The following is a 17,935-nucleotide window of genomic DNA, read 5'->3' on the forward strand; positions in this document are numbered from 1 at the left end:
TCGCCGCCCACCGCCGAAGGTCCCGGTCCCGCCGGGCACACGGACCCGTCATCGGCGACATCGAGTCCGCGGCGATGCGCCGGCGTGCCCCGCCCGGGTCAGCCGGTGACGGCCGGGTCGACCCGGATCAGCACCTTGCCGACCGTGCCGGCCTCGACGGCGGCGTGGGCGGCGGTCGTCTCCGCCAGCGGGAACACATGCAACGGCACGCCCGCGTCGGCGCCGAAGCGCAGGCCGCCGCCGGCCAGGGCCGCGTTGACCGCCGCGGCGCCGCGGGCGAGGGCCTCCCGGCTCACCGTGTACAGCAGGACGAACTGGTAGCGGACGTTGAGCACCATGTGCCGGCGCACGTCGACGTCGAGCGGCCCGCCGCGGCCGTCGTTGGCGTAGACGGCGATCGTGCCGCCCGGCCGCAGTACCGAAAGATTCAGCTCGGCGTTGTGCGCGGCGGCGACCTCGACGATCACGTCGGCCCCGCCGGGAAACGCGTCGCGGATCTGCGCCGCCGCGTCGGGCTCGGTGTAGTTCACGACCCGCCCGGCCCCCGCGGCACGGGCCAGCGCCGCCTTCCGCGGCGAGCTGACCGTCGCCACCACCGACGCCCCGGCCCACGTGGCAAGCTGGATCGCGGCGTTGCCCACGGCCCCGGCCCCACCGGCGACGAGCACGTTGACGCCGTCGAGCGTGCCCGGGCCCAGCCGCGCCGGCGCGCCGTCGTGGACGGTGAGCGCCCGGTGCGCCGTCATCGCGGGCACGCCGACACTCGCCCCGGCCTCGAACCCGGCCCCGTCGGGCAGCCGCACCACCCGATCGGCCGGTACCACCGTGTACTGCTGCGCCGTGCCGCTGCCGGGCCGCTGATAGGCGGCCAGCATCAGCCACACCCGGTCCCCGGCGGCGAGCCCGCTCACCCCGGCGCCGACCGCGTCGAGCACCCCCGCCCCGTCCTGGTTGGGCACGGCCCCGCCGGCGGGGACCTCGGACGTGGCCGTGGCGCCGGTGCGCTGCTTCCAGTCGGTGGGGTTGACCCCGGACACCACCACCCGCACCCGGACCTCGCCCGGGCCGGGCGCGACGATCTCCCGCTCGATCTCACGCAGCACCGACGCGTCACCGAACTCCGTATGCACGATCGCCCTGTTCGTCTTGGTCATGCGACCCACCCTACGACCGGGCCTGAGCGCGGCGCGCGGCTCATCGCCGCGCGTTTCGGGTTGCCGCGGCCGGGTAGCGCGCTCGCAGACACGACGACGACAACCACCATAGGAGCGAACATTGGCCAGCACCGACCAGACACCGTCCGCCTCCGTCGCGGACCGCCGGCAGTGGCGAACGCCGCGGGTGCAATGCCTCGAGACCCGGCCCGAGATCTCCGCCTACTCCGGCACGGCAGACCCGTGGCACCGCCGGCCGCGCTGAGCCAGGAGGCGTTCGCCGGGGCGCTGCGCGGACTCGCGAGGTACTACTGGGACCGGCACCCGTTCCACGTGCGGCTGCACGAGGGCGGCTGCGGTCCGGACGAGATCCGCTCGTGGGTGGCCAACCGCTGGTACTACCAGCGCTGCCTGGCGCAGAAGAACGCCGCGATCATCTCGCGGTGCCCGCTGCCCGAGGTGCGGCGGATGTGGCTGCCGCGGGTGAGGTTCTACGACGGCGCGCACGAGCAGGAGGGCGGGCTGGCCGAGTGGCTCGTCCTCGCCGATGCGGTCGGCCTGACCCGGCAGGAGGTCCTCGACGAGCGGCACGTGCTGCGCGGCGTGCGCTTCGCCGTGGACGCGTACCTGCACTTCTGCCAGACCCGGCCGTGGACGGAGGGGCTCGCGGCGGCGCTGACCGAGCTGTTCGCGCCGCAGCTGATGAGCCGGCGCCTCGACGCGTGGCGGCGGCACTACGACTGGATCAAGCCGGACGGCCTCACGTACTTCGAGACCAGGATCGCGGTGGCCGGCGACGAGAGCGCCGACACGCTCGGCCTCGTGCTCACCCACTGCGAGAGCGCGCAGGAGCAGCAGGCCGCGCTGGCCGCGCTGCGCTTCAAGTGCGACGTGCTCGGCGCGATGCTCGACGCGATCGACTACGCGGCGACCGGCTCCTGACTCCTCCTACCGCGAGTCCGCGACACCCGCGCCCTCGGCGATCCCGGGCACGGGTGTCGCGCCGATGCCGGCGAGCGCAGCGGCCATCGCCGGCTGGCCGGCCGCGTCGCCCAGCAACAGCAGCACACCCCGGCCAGCGGGCAGCGCGCGCACGGTCGCGTCCACCGTGGAGTCGCGAAGGCCGGCGTCGTGCCAGTGCGCCACCGCCGCGGCGCCGGCCGCGCCGACGACCAGGCCGATCAGCGGCAGGCCCACGAAGGTGCCCAGCACCACGCCCCAGCAACCGCCCGCGCAGGCACCGTCGATCGCGCTCATCTCGCGGGTCTCCCGCAGGTGCGTCCGGCGCCGCCCGTCCGACCAGGCGACAACGGCGTCGTCGAGGCGCAACCGGAGCCGCTCCTGCAGGCGCAGCGCCGTCGTGAGCGCCGCCCGGGCCTGAGCCACGTCCGCGAACGAGTAGGCCGTCGTCCGGCCGGCGCGCGGCCTGGCCGGGCGGCGCACCCGGCCGGCCAGCGGGCGGCGGCGCATCTGCCAGCCGGCGAGAAAACCCAGGAGGGTGGCGAGCAGGTGGCCGACGTCCGTGAAGGTGGCGTCGAACAGCAGCGGCACCGCGGCGACGCCGAGCGCCAGCGGTACGAGGAAGCGCCGCGCGCGCACGGGCAGGGTGAACGCGAGCGCGCCCGCGACGGCGTGCGTGCCGTAGCTCGTGCCGACGTCGCTGGCCATGGTGATCGCGCTGTCGATCCGGTTCGCGCGCACGCCCGCCAGCAACAGGCCGTACACCAGGCAGCTGGCCACCGCGTTGGACACGAAGAACACCTCGAGCAGGCGTCGCCACCCCCACATCACCTCGGCCACAGCCAGCAGCAGCAACAGCTGGACCATCACGAACACGCGCACCTGCCCGTCGAGCACGAAGGCGCTGGTGACGAGGGTCCAGATCCGGTGCTGCCCCAGGTTGGCCACGTTGCTGGAGTTCGCGAGCACCACCCGGAGCCTGGTCTGCTCGCTGACCGCGTGGTCGAGGACGAGACCGATGACCACGACCGCCAGCACGTACAGCGGGGCGAGCCGCACCCGGGCCAGGAACGACAGGCACACGTTCGCCCGGGCCCGCCAGCCGTCCGCGTCCCGCAGCGCCTCGGCGAGGTCGCCGACGGGCAGGTACGCGACCGGCACGAGACCCGGCGGGTCCTCGTACAGCCGTTTCACGCCGACGACGTTCACCGCCGTCCAGCATCCGTCATTCGAGCCAGGGCGGCACCACCCTCAGGCACGTCCGGGGCTCATGGTGGTGGCGGCGGGGCTGGCAATACCCTGATCCGATGCCCACGATTCGCATCGTCGCCGCAGTGATCCGCGATACCGAGGGGCGGTGGCTGCTCGTGCGCAAGCGCGGGACGAGTGTGTTCATGCAGCCCGGCGGCAAGCTCGAACCGGGTGAGACGGCCGCCGGCGCGCTGGTCCGGGAGCTGGCCGAGGAGCTGGGGCTGCGGGTCCGGACCGACCAGCTCGGATACGTCGGCCGGTTCACGGCACCGGCGGCGAACGAGGCCGGCTTCACCGTCGACGCCGACGTCTTCACCGCGCCGCTCGGCGGCCCGGTCGAACCGCTGGCCGAGATCGAGGAAGCGCGCTGGGTCGAGCTGACCCAGCCCGGAGACCTGCCGCTGGCACCACTGCTGCGTGAGCACCTGCTGCCGTGGGCTCGCACCGGCGCGGATCGGCACCCGATCGGGTCGTGAGCCGTGCGGCGGACAAGAGTTTTGCGGCTACGCGCTCACCCGTTGCGGTGGTGCTTCTTCACGAAGGTGTAGCCGGGAGCCAGCGGGCCGTCGGTGATCTGGTCGTTCTCGACGGCCTGCTGGTGCAGCGCGAGCTGCTTGCGCGACGGCTGGGCGCCTGGCGGCAGTTTGCGGACGAAGCCGTTGACCCAGTGGTCGCGGCGGTCGGCCTCCTCGGACTCGTCGTCGCCGGGGCGCGGGGCCGGCTCGATCAGCGGCGCGTAGAACAGCATCTCGGCGGCCTCCTGGCCGTCGACGGCGGGATAGCAGGGGTGACCCGCCGAGTCGACGCTGCCGAGCACGCGGGTGACGTAGCCCTCGCGGATCAGTTGCTCGACGGCGTTGCGCAGCAGGAACGACCCGCGGGCGCCCCGGCCGAGCCCGCCGCGCCTGGCCAGGTCCGACTCGGCGAACACGGCGCTGCCGTCGTCGAAGACGAGGCCCAGCCGGCGCACCGCGTGCAGCACCTTGCCCCGGTTGGACGTGCCCGGGGCGTACTCGTGGGTGACGACCCTCGGGTCGTACTCGTGGAAGTAGTCGACGCCGTCGACGCGCATCGGTTCCTCCAGCGCGACGGTGCGCATGACGACCTCGTCCCGGGCGGCGTGCCAGGAGACGCTGACCAGCGCCCCGGGCCGCAGATCCGCCGGCCAGTCGATGCCGCTGAACCGCCACTCGTCGTCCTGGCGCAGCGCACTCTCGAAGACCTGCCTGGTCGGCGTGATGCCCCGGACGCGGTGCTCGAGCACGACGGTGACGAGCGGCCGGTCACGAAGGACCTCGACGCACTCCTGCGGGGCGGCGCAGACGGCGCCGTCGAGATCCGCCCGCCGGAGCGCGAGCAGACGGGTCACCGTCCTCATGATCCACCTCCACGTGCCGCGCGAACCGAACATACCGGCCCGGCCGCCCCGTTGGAACAGCCCCGTCAGCTCACCGGCCGCAGGTGGGGCAGCGTTCGTGCCCCCGTTCACCGGCACCGATCAGAGGCGAACGCCCCCACCCGATCGGGACGGCCGGACGGCTCCGCGGCGGGCCGCCGTACGGCGTGTGCGATTCCGGGGCCATGCCTCATCTCACCCCGGCATTTCGTTGATTCGCCCGCGACGCGATGCGCAAGAAGCGCGCCGCGGTGCTGGAAAGCAGATTAAAATGGCCTGAATGCGTTTCGGTTCACTGTCGTCACGGTGCGACCGGCGCCCCCGCCCGACGGGTTTCGGATCACGGTCGCCGCCTCGATCATCCCGGTGCAGACAATGCCGATCCGGCCGCGGCGGGCCCGTGGCCAGGCGCCGCATCACAGATCCCTCATCACCGCACGGCACACATGCGCCCGGTTGCCCCACTCGCCCGCGACATCGGCCCTTTGCGTTCTTCCCGGCTCAAAGGCCCCGCGGGCCGGTCGCCGGCCCTGATAGCGGCGATCGAGCCGCAAATCACGATCGGAGGCTGCCGTGCGTGGCGGGCTGATTCCGCGCTTCATCATCAGCTGTGTAGTACTCGTATTCGTTTTCGGCGCCGCGTTCAGCGCTTTGCTCGTCGTGATTCTTCAGCATCGCGAAACGGACCGGACGTCGGCACGTTCCGTAGCGATTCTTGCCGCCGAAGCGGAGGCTGAACAGCAGGTTCTTGACCTCGACCGCATCGCGCGGGGTTTCATCGTCACCAGGGATCCGGGATTGCTCGCGACGTGGCACCAGAAGGAGGCCGAGCTGAACCGTACGTACGCCCGGTTGCAGCGGCTGGCCCATACGCCGGATCAGGCTCGTCAGGCTCAGGAGATCACGCACGACGGCCAGTCCTACGTCCGCGACTACGCCACGCCGGTGCTGCAGGCGGCCCAGCGCGGCGATCCCTCCGCGCACAGCATGGCGACGCTCCAGCAGGACGAGCGCAGGATCGCCGAACTGGAAGCCGAGCTCGACCACCTCGCGAGCAACGAGCTGCGGTTCGCGGCCGACCGTGACCAGCGCGCGCACGCGACCGCCAGGCAGGCGGTCACCGCGGTCGTCGGTGGCATGACAGTCGCGTTCCTGCTCGGCTCCATCGTCGTCGGGTACACGACCCGGGTCGTCGTCCAGCCGATCCGCCGGGCCACCGCCATGGCCGGCCACCTCGCACGGGGCGAGCTCGGCACGCGGGTGCCCGAGACCGGTGCGGGTGAGGTCGGTGATCTCACCCGCTCGTTCAACATGATGGGTGACGCCGTGCAGCGACGCGTGCGCGGACTCGTCCGCGCCGCCAGGAAACAGGCCGCGGTGCGCCGCCTCGCGACCCGTGTGGCGCGCGGCGCCGCACCGGCCGCGGTCCTCGACGCCGCCGCCACGGATCTCCAGCAGCTCATCGGCAGCGACGGCGCGCACGCCGTGCGCTACGAGACCGACGGCACCGCGACGTTCGTCGGCGCATGGCGGTCCGCCGGCATCGACATACCGATCGGTACGCGGCTGCCCCTGGACGGCCACAGCGTCACGGCGACGGTCCTGAGGACCGGCCAGCCGGCCCGGATGGACAGCTACGCCGACGCCCCCGGCGCGATCGCCGCCTACCTGCGCCGGCATGACGTCCACGGGGCGGTCGGTGCCCCGATCCTCGTCGAGGGGCGCCTCTGGGGAGCCGTGAACGCCACCGTGACCGGCGGCCGGCCGCTGACCCCTGACGCCGAGGCACGGCTTGCGGAGTTCGCCGACCTGATCGCCGCCGCCGTCGCCAACACCCGGGCGCGCTGCGATCTGGCGGCTTCCCGATTCCGCGTGGTGGTCGCCGCCGACCAGGCGCGCCGCCAGATCGAGCGCAACCTGCACCACGGCATCCAGCAGCTCATCGCGATCACCATCCAGGCGGGCGGCGCGGTGTCGAGCGTCCCGCCCGAGATGCAGGAGCTGCGACGGTCCCTGTCCGCGGTGCCCGACGGGCTGAACGGGGTGCTGGACGACCTTCGGGAGATCTCCCGCGACATCCACCCGACGATCCTGTCCGACCGCGGCCTGCAAGCCGCGCTCAAAGCTCTGGCCCGGCGCTCAGTCGTCCCGGTCGAGCTCGACGTGCACCTCGACCGCCGGCTCGCCGAGCCGATCGAGATGGCGGCCTACCACATCGCCGCGGAGGCGCTGGCCAACACGGCCACGCACGCACGCGCCACGCACGCCCGCCTCGAACTGACGGTCCGCGACGGCAGGCTACGTCTGGCGGCCCACGACGACGGCGTGGGCGGCGCCGACCCGGCCCGCGGCGCCGGCCTGCTCGGGCTGACCGACCGGGTCGAGGCGCTCAACGGATCCCTCACCATCAGCAGCCCGCCCGGCCGGGGCACCACGCTGCGGGCGGAACTGCCCCTCGAACCGCCCGCCGAACTCACCCACGGGTCATCCACGACCGTGGCCACACACGCCGACTGGTAACGCTCCTGACACCGCCGGGAGCGTCGACCCGCTCCCCGAGCCGGGCGAGGGCCGCGCGGGTCCACCCGCACGGCCCTCGAGACACTCACGCCACCGGCATGTCCCGGCGGCGCAGCCCCGCGAGACCGGCGGCGCCCAGGGCGACCGCGATCAGGGTGAGCCACAGCATCGGCGCAACGGCGAACGCGGAGCCGGGCAGCTTCGGCACGTGCGCGAACGGGGTGACGTCGAGGACCCACTGGCTCAGCCCGAACAGCGCGCCGAGCTCGAAGAGCAGGACAGACAGGATGAGCGCGCCCCACGCCAGCGCGCTGAGCCTCGGGGCGAGGCCGATCAGGGCGGTACCGAACCCGGCCAGCACCCAGGCGGCCGGCACCTGCACCAGCGCGGCCCCGAGCAGCCGCCCGACCTGCCCGCCGACGTCGTGGACCTGCGCGCCGTACACGAGACCGCCGGCGAGGCCCGCCACGGCCAGCAGCAGCGCCGTGCCCAGCAGCGCGAACGCCAGGTGGCTCGCCGCCCAGCGCAGCCGGCTGACGCCCGTGGCCAGCAGTGCCTCGACCCGGCCGCTGCTCTCCTCCTGGCGCAGCCGCAGCGTCGCCTGCACCGTGTAGGCCGCGGCGATCATGCCGGTGATGCCGAAGATCGCGGCGAGGAACGCGTCGGTGAGATCGGTACGCCCGCCCATGCGGCTCAGGACGTCGCTCAGCTGCTGGTTCGGCGACTTCAGGTCCCCGAAGCCGGCCGCGGCGCCACCCAGGACCGCCCCGGTCACCGCCAGCCCGGCGGTCCAGCCGAGCAGCAGGCCGCGGTGCAGCCGCCAGGCCAGCGCGAGCGGGCTGCGCAGGCCCGGGGATGCCGTGGCGGGCCCGTGCCGCTGCGGGAGCAGGCCGGCGCCCACGTCCCGGCGACCCGCGAGCACGTATCCGGCCGAGGTGAACAGGACCGTGAACCCGGCGAACAGCGCGGCCACCCACCAGCGTTCATCGGCGTACGGGCGCAGGTGCAGGGCCCAGCCGGTCGGCGACAGCCAGCTCAGCCAGGTCGGCCCGGTGTCGCCGACGGCGCGCATCAGGTAGGTGCCGCCGAGCACGGCGCTGGCGATGCCGCCGGCCGCCCGGGCGCTCTCGGTGAGCTGCGCGGTCGCCGCCGCGACCGCGGCGAACAACATCCCGACCAGGCCGGTGGCGAGGCCGAGCGCCATCGAGCCGGCCACCGGCAGGCCGGTCGCCATCAGACCCAGCGCCATCAGTAGGGCGATGGCCAGGTTCGCCAGCGCCGTGACGAGCAGGGCGGCGGTGAGCGGCGCGTGCCGCCCGACGACCGCGGCGCGGATGAGCTCGAGCCGGCCGCTCTCCTCCTCGGCCCGGGTGTGCCGCACGACCGTCAGCAGGCTCATCAGCCCGACCAGGATGAACTCGGTCACGCCGATCTTCCACGCGGTGAGCCCGCCGATCGAGACGTCGAACAGCGGGCCGTTCAGCGTGACGAGCGACGGGTTGACGAACACGGAGCTCACCGCGCGCAGGTCGTCATCGGTGGGGTACAGCTTGAAATAGTTGGCCGCGGTCGCCATCGGCATCACCGCGAGCCCGAGCACCCACACGGTCAGCCGGACGCGGTCGAGCCGCAGCGCCAGCCGTGCCAGGGCGCGCGTGCCGGTCAGCGAGTTCACCGGGCCACCTCCGAGCGCTGCTCGCCGCCCGCCTGCGCCCGGTCGTAGTGGCGCAGGAACAGCTCCTCCAGGGTCGGCGGCTGGCTGGTCAGGCTCCGGATGCCGACCGTGGTGAGCTGGCGCAGCACCGCGTCCAGTGCGGCGTTGTCCACGTCGAAGCGCACGGTGCCGTTGTGGGTGCGCAGGTCGTGCACGCCGGGCAGCGTGTCCAGGCCGGTCGCCGGCCCGGCGAGGTCGACCTGGATCGAGGTGCGGGTCAGGTGCCGCATGCCGGCGAGCGTGCCGGTCTCGACCGCCCGCCCGTCGCGGATGATGGTGACCCGGTCGCAGAGCGCCTCGACCTCGGCGAGGATGTGGCTGGACAGCAGGACGGTGCGGCCGGCGCGCTCCTGCTCCTCGCGGACGACCTGACGGAAGACCTCCTCCATCAGCGGGTCGAGGCCGGAGGTGGGCTCGTCGAAGATGAGCAGTTCGACGTCGCAGGCGAGGGCGGCCACGAGGGCAACCTTCTGCCGGTTGCCCTTCGAGTAGGTCCGGCCCTTCTTGCCCGGGTCGAGGTCGAAGCGCTCCAGCAGCTCGGCGCGGCGCCTGGTGTCCAGGCCGCCGCGGAGCCGGCCGAGCAGATCGATGACCTCGCCGCCGGACAGGTTGGGCCACAGTGTGACGTCGCCGGGCACGTAGGCGAGGCGGCGATGCAGTTGCGCGGTGTCGCGCCACGGGTCGCCGCCGAGCAGCCGGACGGCACCGGCATCGGCGCGGAGAAGGCCGAGCAGGACCCGGATGGTGGTGGACTTCCCCGCACCGTTGGGGCCGAGGAAGCCGTGCACCTCCCCCGTCCGCACGGCGAGATCGAGCCCATCGAGCGCGCGGGTGCGCCCGAACGTCTTGACCAGTGCGTCTGCGCGGATCGCCTCGGTCATATCCTCATGCTCCTTCGGCCGCGGGTTCGGTCCCGGCGGCGGTAGGCGGATTGGGGGCCCGCAACGGCGGCATCGCCCGGCGGGCCTTGGCGACGAACTCGGGGTCGAGCAGCGGGTGGGAGTAGAGGTCGGCCATCGCACCGGCCATGCGCAGGTAGCCCTCGGTGGTGAAGACGTCGACGCCGAGCGCTCGGGACACGTGCTCGTGCATTGCGAGGAGCCCGGACTGCATGCCGACGAGCACCGCGGCGTAGGCCCGGGAGTCGCCGGTGACCCCCGGCGCGTGCTTGCCGACCCACTGCTCGGCCATCGCCACCATGTCGTCGAACAGCGCCGCGGTGCCGGTGGAGCCGTCGAGCAGGGACCGGGTGACGTACTTGTACAGCAGCAGCATCGTCGGGTGGGCGGAGGGCAGGAAGCCGGCGTTGGCCACCTCGCCGTCGACGATGAACTCCTCCTTGACCTTCACGAGCCGCTCCAGCGCGTAGGCGTCACACGCCTCGCGCAGCGCCTCCTTGGACCCGAAATGGTGCCGGAGCAGGCCCGGTGACACGCCGGCCTGCTGCGCGATGTCGCGGACCGTCGTGCCGTCCATGCCCCGCTCGGCGAACAGCCGGATCGCGGCGTCCCTGATCCGCGCCCGGGCGGTCAGGTCCTCGAACGCCGGATCTCCAACCGGGCGCGCCATGACCCGCACCCCCTTGTACATGCGTATGGCGGACTATCCGCCCCGACAACTGACTATACGCGCGTATAGTCCGCCCGCAAGGCCGCCCAGCCCGTGGGCTAGCGCATATGACGGGCTGAGGCGGTCGGAACATGGGAGCAGCGGCGGCGGTGTGGCGCTTCCCGCACGACCATCTCTGGATCGCGCTCGCCGCCACGTCGCCGGTGTGCCCGTGCCGCCGCGCGACGCATGAATGCACCCAGGCGCCGGCGGATGGGTGCGACGGGTGGCTCATCCACCGCAGGCGAGCCGCCGGACTCCCGCGCGCAGTTCAGGTTCCCGGCGCTGGTCTCATCCGTGTCGGCATGGGCCTGGCCGGCCATGACCCGTGGCGGCCGGCGTCGGCGGCTTCGATCGGCGCGTTCGGGTTCGGCGCGGGAACCGCGTTGCGGGTGCGCCGCGTTCTCGGGCCGGATCGTTGTCCGGCTCCGGCCGTCGTCGAATGCTGCCTGGCACTCGCCGCACTGGCCCTCTGGGCGGTCGCGGATGCCGTGCTCGACCGCGGCGTGCCGGGCCTGGGCCGGCGGCGGCGAGCACCGCCCGCCCCTCGGCGGGCTGTTCGCCCGGACCGCGGGGATGGCCACCACGATCACGTACCAGTCGGGAACCGTGATAGGCCGGAAAACGCATCGTCGCCTGGATCACCGGCGGCGGCCGAGCCCGCCGGAAGGCATCACAGGGCGCGGTCCTGGGACTGCTCGGGCTCGCCGGCGACGTCGGCGGGGCATGGATCGGCACGCTGACGTCGAGCCGTCCGATGCTGAACTTCGGCCTCGCCGGCACGTTGCTGGCCGTACTCATGCTGACGCCGCGGTCCGTACGACGCCGCCGATGAGCGGCTCCGCCGCGGGCGGCGACGGCCCCAAGGGCATCGTCGCCGCCCGTCAGCTGGTTGGCGTCAGATCAGGCCCTGGGCCAGCATCGCCTCGGCGACCCGCCGAAAACCGTCGATGTTGGCGCCGGCGACATAGTTGCCGGGCATGCCGTACTCCTCGGCGGTGGCGTGGCAGCGGGCGTGGATGTCGCGCATGATGGCCTGCAGGCGCTGCTCGGAATACGGGAACGTCCACGAGTCGCGGATGGCGTTCTGCTGCATCTCCAACGCGCTGGCGGCGACCCCGCCGGCGTTGGCGGCCTTGCCGGGCGCGAACCGGACACCGGCCTGTTCGAAGGCGCGGATCGCTTCGGGGCTGGTCGGCATGTTCGCCCCCTCGACCACGATCAGGCATCCGCCGTTGATGAGGTTGATGGCGTCCGCTTCGTTGATCTCGTTCTGGGTCGCGGACGGCACCGCGACCTGGCACGGCACCTCCCACACGGTCCGGCCCGCGACGAAGGACGCGTGCGGTCGCGCCTCGACGTACTCGTCGATGCGGGCCCGCCGGACCTCCTTGACGTCCTTGAGCACGTCGAGGTCGATGCCCTTCTCGTCGTAGACGTAACCCGAGGAGTCCGAACAGGCCACGACGGTTCCGCCGAGCTGGTGCACCTTCTCGATCGCGTAGATCGCGACGTTGCCCGAGCCGGAGACGACGACACGCTTGCCGTCGAAGCTGTCGCCGACCGCGCGCAGCATCTCGTCGGCGAAGAAGACCGCGCCGTATCCGGTCGCCTCCCGGCGCACCTGCGCGCCGCCGTAGGTCAGGCCCTTCCCCGTCAGCACACCCGACTCATACCGGTTCGTGATGCGCTTGTACTGGCCGAACAGGTAGCCGATCTCACGTCCGCCGACGCCGATGTCGCCGGCCGGAACGTCGGTGTACTCACCGATGTGCCGGTACAGCTCGGTCATGAAGGACTGGCAGAACCGCATCACCTCACGGTCCGAGCGGCCCTTGGGATCGAAGTCGGAGCCGCCCTTGCCGCCACCGATCGGCATGCCGGTCAGCGCGTTCTTGAAGATCTGCTCGAAGCCGAGGAACTTCACGATGCCCAGGTACACCGACGGGTGAAAGCGCAGCCCACCCTTGTACGGCCCGAGTGCGCTGTTGAACTCGACCCTGAACCCGCGGTTGATGTGCACCTCGCCGCGGTCGTCCTCCCACGGCACCCGGAAGATGATCTGGCGCTCAGGCTCACAGATCCGCTCGATGATCTTCGCGTCGACGTAATCGGGGTGCTTGTCCAGCGCCGGGGCAACGCTGTCGAGCACCTCCCGCACCGCCTGATGGAACTCGTGCTCACCAGGGTTGCGGTGCACGACCGTATTGAAGATCGACTCGAGCTTGGTCGGCGTCGACAAGGCCACCTCCGGTGTGACGTGGTTCTACCCCAGCCGCATCAGCGGCTCGGCCCACACCGTTGTGGATCGTGCTGCCTGACAGGTTCGCCAAGCGGTAGGGAGCGCAATCGCTGCGCACAGCGTACCTGCTCGTCCGGACCGCCAATACGGCCCTGACCAGGGACAAAATCGGCACAAGCCGGGATGATCATGCCGATTTGGATCTTCCCGCGATGCATCCGCCCCGTAACCATGTGACAAACTCCCGACCCTCCCCCGACGAGATGGCCGCCTGGTTACACCACGCCGAACGCCGCAGAGCGCCTCTCGGACCGGCTTCATGGCGCCACGCGGCTGAAATCGCGCCGTGGTGATGCGCGATAACGCCGCCAGCCGGTCGGCGCCGGTGCCAGGATCGGGGCATGAACCAGGAGCAACGGTCAAAGATCGCGTACGGCCGCGGCTTCCTCGCCGCCCTGGACCAGAGCGGCGGCAGCACCCCGAAGGCGCTGGCGCAGTACGGGGTGCCGGAGTCGGGCTACGCGACCGAGGACGCGATGTTCGACCTCATGCACGAGTTCCGCTCGCGGATCATCACCGCGCCCGCGTTCGGCGGCGGTCGCGTCCTCGGCGCGATCTTGTTCGAGCAGACCATGGACCGCGACGTGGCCGGCACGGCCGCCGCGCGATACCTGTGGGAGCGCAAACAGGTCGTTCCGTTCGTCAAGGTGGACGAGGGCCTCGCCGACGAGCAGGATGGCGTACGGCTGATGCGGCCCTTCACCAAGCTGGACGACCTGCTGGCGCGGGCCACCCGTCGTCACGTGTTCGGCACCAAGATGCGCTCGTTCATCTCCCGGGCCGACCCGGCCGGTGTCGCCGCCGTGCTCGATCAGCAGTTCGGCTACGCCGAGCGGATCCTCGACGCCGGCCTCATGCCGATCATCGAGCCTGAAGTCGACATCCACAGCGAGGAGAAGCAGCAGGCCGAGGGGTTGCTGCGGCAGGGCGTCCTCGATCGCCTGGCGGCAATGCCGGACGGGCGGCAGGTGATGCTCAAGCTTTCCATTCCGACCCAGGACGACTTCTACGCCGAGCTGATCGAGCATCCGAGGGTCCTGCGGGTGGTCGCCCTGTCCGGCGGCTACTCCCAGCAGGAGGCCGACGCCCGGCTCGCTCGCAACCACGGCCTGATCGCCAGCTTCTCCCGAGCGCTGAGCGAGGATCTGCGGCACCAGCAGACCGACGACGAATTCAACCGCACGCTCGACACCTCCATCGCCGGCATCTACCGCGCCTCGACCACGTAAGGCTGTCGCGCCAGCAGCGCACGGTAGGCCGCCAGCCGGCGCAGCACCATGACCGCGACCGCGAACGACGCGACGTACACCGCGAACGGCACGGCAAGCAGGCCCCAGTCCCACATGTACACGCCGCACACGATGGCGGTCGCCGCGTTGGCTACGACGTAGAACCACGCCAGCCCGCGCGACAGCCGAAGCGCCCACGGGCGGTAGGCACGCAGTCCGCGCCAGGCGAAGAAGGTCGCGATGGCGAGCGGAAACGACGCGATGATGTCGCCGGTCCAGAGTGCCGTGCCGGCGCTGTCCCCGACCGCCGGGCTCAACAGCAATGGGATCGGCCCCAGGAGTGGCGTCAGAATCAAGATCGAAAACAGCCAGAGAGCTCCGCGGATCAGAACCGAGCCGACCAGCCCAATCAGCAACCAGGTCGCCGCCAACCAGTCTCTGAACACGTTCAAATCATGCACCACGATGGATGCGCCCGGCTACCCGGAATCAGTGGGTGCGGATGCGGCGATCGCAGAAGCGGCAGGAGGTACCCTCCGAGGTTCCAGGCGAAGGCGGGAAGCAGGCGGTGCCGTGCATCAGACGGTCAATCCGGGTGAGTATCTGCTCTCGGACAGCGTCTGGCGGGCGGATGACACCCGCCGGTATGCCGAGCGTGGCTGCGACGCCGTCTTCCTCGCCTTCGGCGATGACATCGGGCGCAAGCTCGACCTGACGTTCCTGAGCGACCTGCCCGGCCTGCGGCGGGTCGCGATCGAGGGGCCGTTGCGCGACGACACGCTCGTCTTCGAGCTCGAGGACCTCCTCGGCCTGGCGTTGATGACGCGATCCAAGAAGGCGGTCCGGCTCGACCGGACGCCGAAGCTCGACACGCTGCTGCTGTCGCAGCGGCCGGGCCTGGAGACGATCGGCGCGCTGGCGGCCCTGGAGTACCTCACGATCAATCGCTGCACGGGCTCGGACCTGACCCTGCTGGGCGCCAAGCCGGAGCTGGTGTACCTGCGGATCGAAGGGCGCTACGGACCGCTGGCCCTGCGTGGCATCGAGGCGGCGCCCAAGCTGCGGCAGCTGGAGGTGATCGACGCGACGGTGGAGTCCCTCGAGCCCCTGGCTGACCTGGTCGAGCTGCAGGAACTGGTCGTCAGGCCCAACTCCACGCTGGAGCCGCCCGAGCCGCTACGGCTCGATCCGGTGGCGAATCTCCCGGACCTGCACACCCTGCGTCTCGGCGCGATCGCGTCGGCGGCGCCCCTCGCAGTCGCCCGCGGCCTGCGGCGGCTCGTGGTCGGTACCGTGCTCGACGGCGACCTGCGTCCCCTGATCGACCTGCCCGACCAGGTGACGGTGACGGTCCTGGACGATGCGGCCCAGAACCGCGAGGTACAGCGGCTACGACGCGCAGGACGTGGCCGGCTCCAACACCCGCATGAGCCACGAACCCTGCGGTAATCTGGCGGACTCGCGTCTCGGCTGACCCTTAGGATGGCGCTTGGCCGCATCCGCGATCGGCCGTGCGATGATCGGCCCGTGTACGAGAGCATCGCCGCGTTGCTCGAGCGTATGGTTTGCGACCAGGAGCGGCTGCCAGCGGGCGACGCGCGCCGGTTCTTCCACAGCACCTACCTGCGCACCACCCGGGCAATCGCCGAGGAGATCGGCCAGGGCGGATTCCTCGACGGTGCCTGGCTGGAGCGGTGGGACCTCGTGTTCGCTCAGCTCTACCTCGACGCGTTCGACGCCGAACTGGCCGGGGAGCCGGTTTCGGCGCCGTGGCGGATCGCCTTCGACGTCGCCCGCACTCGCCCGGAGCTGCCGCCGCTGCGGCACATCCTGCTGGGCATGAACGCCCACATCAACTACGACCTGCCGCAGGCGCTGATCGCGGCCATCACGCCCGATGATTTCGACGACCCGGCCACCCGCGCGTCGCGGGCCCGCGACCACGCGCACGTCGACACCGTACTGCTGGCACTGGTCGGGGCGGAGGACGACGAGATTCGGGCCAGCAGCCGGGTCACCCCGCTCGACCGGCTGATGGGTCCCCTCAACCGGGCCGCCACCCGCCGGCTGCTCACCGAGTCGCGGGCGAAGGTGTGGCGCAACGCGGACGTCCTGGACCGGGCCCGGCGCGAGGGCCCGCAGCGGTACGCCGCGGTCCTGGCGAACCTGGAGCGATCGTGCGAGGCCAAGCTCGTCGAGCTGACCAGGCCAGGACAGGTGCTGCTGCGCCTGTCCCGGCACGGCTTCGGCGTGGTACTGCCCAAAGATCTGTAGCGGACGAGAGCTCTCGGGTTCGCGCATTCTGCGGCTTCCTCGACCACGAACCTGAGCGGGGATGGACCGTCAGTTGTCGCCGCGGATGCGGGCGTGCAGATGCATGTCGTGGCGGCCGTCCGAGTGGATGGCCTCGCTGCGTTTGGTGCCTTCCAGCCGGAAGCCGGCTTTGATAGCGACGCGGCAGGAGGCGTCGTTGCGTGTCGAGTGGCTCAAATGCAGACGGTAAAACCCGGCCTCGCCGAGCGCCCAGGCACTGACAGCTGCCAGCGCGCGGGGAGCCACGCCTGCGCCGCGGGCAGCGGGGAGCACCCAGTAGCCACATCCTGCGACGCCGTCGTCGAGATGCAAGCTTGCCAGGGCAATACGCCCGAGCACCTCCTCGCCGCCGCGGGTTACCGCCCAGCACGCGCCCTCTTCCTGCTCCCGGCTTCGACGGTACTGCTCGAACCAATCGTTTACCTCGGCCTCGGATGCCGGTTGGCGGGTGTGCCACTGCTGAATCGCCGGATCCTGGTACGCAGCAAGGAACACCGCCGCATCGGAAGGTTCCCAGGGGCGCAGGACGATGCCGCCCGGTGCGGCAAGGACTGGTTGCGGGCGCATGGCGAGAGCTCCGCCGGGGATGGCGGCCGGGGTAGAAAGCGGCGATCTCACCACCTCATTCTGCTCTCGGCACGGCGAGCCGCCAGCCCGCAGTGGGTCGGTGCGGCACCGTCCGCTGGCGACTCCTGCTGGGTCACCCTGCCCTCGACGAGCAACCGGCCGTCGCGGGCGTCGGGTCAGCTGCAGGCGTTGCAGTTGGCCGGCCCACAGGCCGTGGAACGCGACTACGCCTGCCGGCGAACGGCGCGCGTCAGGTGTTGGCGCCGCGGGCGGCGACCGCCCAGCGGTCGATTTCCCGGCCCCCGGACACGATCACGAGCTCGTCGGCGAGGTTGACCGCCGAGCAGACGTGGTTCGGCGCCACCCGCACGATGTCTCCGCGCGCGGGTACCGGTGCGTCATCGGGGAAGACGGCCGTGGCGTGGTGTTCCGACAGGGCCGTGACGCGGGCGCCGGGGTGATCGGGCAGTCGCCCGCCTCCGGTCACCCACGCCGGCTGGTCGGCACCCAGCGCCTTGCTGCCCGCATCGAGAATGATGCGTGACCCGGCGACGCTGACCACCGTCGCCACGACCGTGAGCGCCACGTCGGACCACGTGCAGTTGCCGAGTTCCACCTGCTGCGCATCGCCGAAGACGTAGACGCCAGGACGCATCTCGGTCAGCGAGCCAGGGTCGGTGACCGGCGCCGTGGGTGTCGACCCGCCACTGCGCACCACAGGGTCCACGCCCGCGGCGCGCAGCGCCTCGGACGCCTGATGCAAGGCTTCGGCCTCGTCGGCCGCCGCGCTGGCCCGGCGGCCGGGTCCGTATCCGTGACCGGGGAACGTGAACACCCCGGACACGTGCAGCCCGGCCCGAGCCGCGGCCGTGGCCACCTCGCCCGCCGATACCGGCCGCACCCCGCTGCGGTGATGCCCGC

General features: G+C 71.8%; 16 protein-coding genes. 6 read left to right on the plus strand and 10 right to left on the minus strand.

Going from position 1 to position 17,935, the window contains the following annotated elements; genetic code table 11:
- Nucleotides 1–98: 98 nt before the first annotated feature.
- A complete protein-coding gene (locus AB0367_RS31900) occupies nucleotides 99–1,154 on the minus strand; it encodes an NADPH:quinone reductase (RefSeq protein WP_366230189.1) in 1,056 nt (351 codons plus the stop codon).
- A gap of 243 nt (nucleotides 1,155–1,397) precedes the next feature.
- Between AB0367_RS31900 and pqqC the strand changes: the two genes are divergently transcribed.
- On the plus strand, nucleotides 1,398–2,096 hold the full coding sequence (gene pqqC / locus AB0367_RS31905; protein ID WP_366230190.1) for a pyrroloquinoline-quinone synthase PqqC: 699 nt from the start codon (nucleotides 1,398–1,400) through the stop codon (nucleotides 2,094–2,096).
- Between the two features lie 6 nt (nucleotides 2,097–2,102).
- Here the strand turns inward: pqqC and AB0367_RS31910 are convergent, their stop codons facing one another.
- A complete protein-coding gene (locus AB0367_RS31910; protein WP_366230191.1) occupies nucleotides 2,103–3,308 on the minus strand; it encodes a rhomboid-like protein in 1,206 nt (401 codons plus the stop codon).
- Nucleotides 3,309–3,421: 113 nt separating this feature from the next.
- Between AB0367_RS31910 and AB0367_RS31915 the strand changes: the two genes are divergently transcribed.
- The gene (locus AB0367_RS31915; protein ID WP_366230192.1) at nucleotides 3,422–3,841 is read left to right on the plus strand and encodes an NUDIX domain-containing protein; all 420 of its coding nucleotides are present in this window, start codon (nucleotides 3,422–3,424) and stop codon (nucleotides 3,839–3,841) included.
- 35 nt (nucleotides 3,842–3,876) lie between these two features.
- Here the strand turns inward: AB0367_RS31915 and AB0367_RS31920 are convergent, their stop codons facing one another.
- A complete protein-coding gene (locus AB0367_RS31920; RefSeq protein ID WP_366230193.1) occupies nucleotides 3,877–4,743 on the minus strand; it encodes a hypothetical protein in 867 nt (288 codons plus the stop codon).
- 678 nt (nucleotides 4,744–5,421) lie between these two features.
- On the opposite strand from AB0367_RS31920, the gene AB0367_RS31925 reads away from it, so the two are divergent.
- Nucleotides 5,422–7,281, plus strand: coding sequence for a GAF domain-containing protein (locus AB0367_RS31925; protein WP_366230194.1), 1,860 nt, complete (start codon nucleotides 5,422–5,424; stop codon nucleotides 7,279–7,281).
- A gap of 85 nt (nucleotides 7,282–7,366) precedes the next feature.
- Here the strand turns inward: AB0367_RS31925 and AB0367_RS31930 are convergent, their stop codons facing one another.
- From AB0367_RS31930 to gdhA, 4 genes are all read right to left on the minus strand, one after another.
- Nucleotides 7,367–8,956 carry an ABC transporter permease gene (locus AB0367_RS31930; protein WP_366230195.1) on the minus strand — a complete coding sequence of 530 codons (1,590 nt, stop codon included), beginning with the start codon at nucleotides 8,954–8,956 and terminating at the stop codon, nucleotides 7,367–7,369.
- The gene (locus AB0367_RS31935) at nucleotides 8,953–9,876 is read right to left on the minus strand and encodes an ABC transporter ATP-binding protein (RefSeq protein ID WP_366230196.1); all 924 of its coding nucleotides are present in this window, start codon (nucleotides 9,874–9,876) and stop codon (nucleotides 8,953–8,955) included. The genes AB0367_RS31930 and AB0367_RS31935 overlap by 4 nt, the downstream gene beginning before the upstream one ends.
- 4 nt (nucleotides 9,877–9,880) lie before the next feature.
- Complete coding sequence (locus tag AB0367_RS31940; RefSeq protein ID WP_366230197.1) at nucleotides 9,881–10,564, minus strand: TetR family transcriptional regulator; 684 nt, start codon at nucleotides 10,562–10,564, stop codon at nucleotides 9,881–9,883.
- A 937-nt stretch (nucleotides 10,565–11,501) separates the two neighbouring features.
- Entirely contained in the window at nucleotides 11,502–12,845 is a 1,344-nt protein-coding gene (gdhA, locus tag AB0367_RS31945; protein WP_366230198.1) for an NADP-specific glutamate dehydrogenase, read from the minus strand.
- Between the two features lie 401 nt (nucleotides 12,846–13,246).
- On the opposite strand from gdhA, the gene AB0367_RS31950 reads away from it, so the two are divergent.
- Nucleotides 13,247–14,134 (plus strand): fructose bisphosphate aldolase, encoded by an 888-nt coding sequence (locus AB0367_RS31950; RefSeq protein WP_366230199.1) that lies wholly within the window; start codon nucleotides 13,247–13,249, stop codon nucleotides 14,132–14,134.
- Here AB0367_RS31950 and AB0367_RS31955 read toward each other — a convergent pair.
- On the minus strand, nucleotides 14,113–14,580 hold the full coding sequence (locus AB0367_RS31955) for a hypothetical protein (protein ID WP_366230200.1): 468 nt from the start codon (nucleotides 14,578–14,580) through the stop codon (nucleotides 14,113–14,115). The two genes, AB0367_RS31950 and AB0367_RS31955, sit on opposite strands and share 22 nt — an antisense overlap.
- Nucleotides 14,581–14,707: 127 nt before the next feature.
- Here AB0367_RS31955 and AB0367_RS31960 point away from each other — a divergent pair, with 127 nt between their 5' ends.
- Together AB0367_RS31960 and AB0367_RS31965 are read left to right on the plus strand one after the other, a co-directional pair.
- Entirely contained in the window at nucleotides 14,708–15,583 is an 876-nt protein-coding gene (locus AB0367_RS31960) for a hypothetical protein (RefSeq protein ID WP_366230201.1), read from the plus strand.
- A 78-nt stretch (nucleotides 15,584–15,661) separates the two neighbouring features.
- On the plus strand, nucleotides 15,662–16,408 hold the full coding sequence (locus AB0367_RS31965) for a DUF5995 family protein (protein WP_366230202.1): 747 nt from the start codon (nucleotides 15,662–15,664) through the stop codon (nucleotides 16,406–16,408).
- Nucleotides 16,409–16,477: 69 nt separating this feature from the next.
- On the opposite strand, the gene AB0367_RS31970 is transcribed toward AB0367_RS31965, so the two are convergent.
- Both AB0367_RS31970 and AB0367_RS31975 read right to left on the minus strand, forming a co-directional pair.
- Nucleotides 16,478–17,014 carry a GNAT family N-acetyltransferase gene (locus AB0367_RS31970; RefSeq protein WP_366230203.1) on the minus strand — a complete coding sequence of 179 codons (537 nt, stop codon included), beginning with the start codon at nucleotides 17,012–17,014 and terminating at the stop codon, nucleotides 16,478–16,480.
- Between the two features lie 250 nt (nucleotides 17,015–17,264).
- On the minus strand, nucleotides 17,265–17,935 hold a 671-nt coding region (locus tag AB0367_RS31975), incomplete at its 5' end, for an alanine racemase (protein ID WP_366230204.1).

This window comes from Dactylosporangium sp. NPDC051484, assembly GCF_040689395.1.
GTDB lineage: Bacteria > Actinomycetota > Actinomycetes > Mycobacteriales > Micromonosporaceae > Dactylosporangium.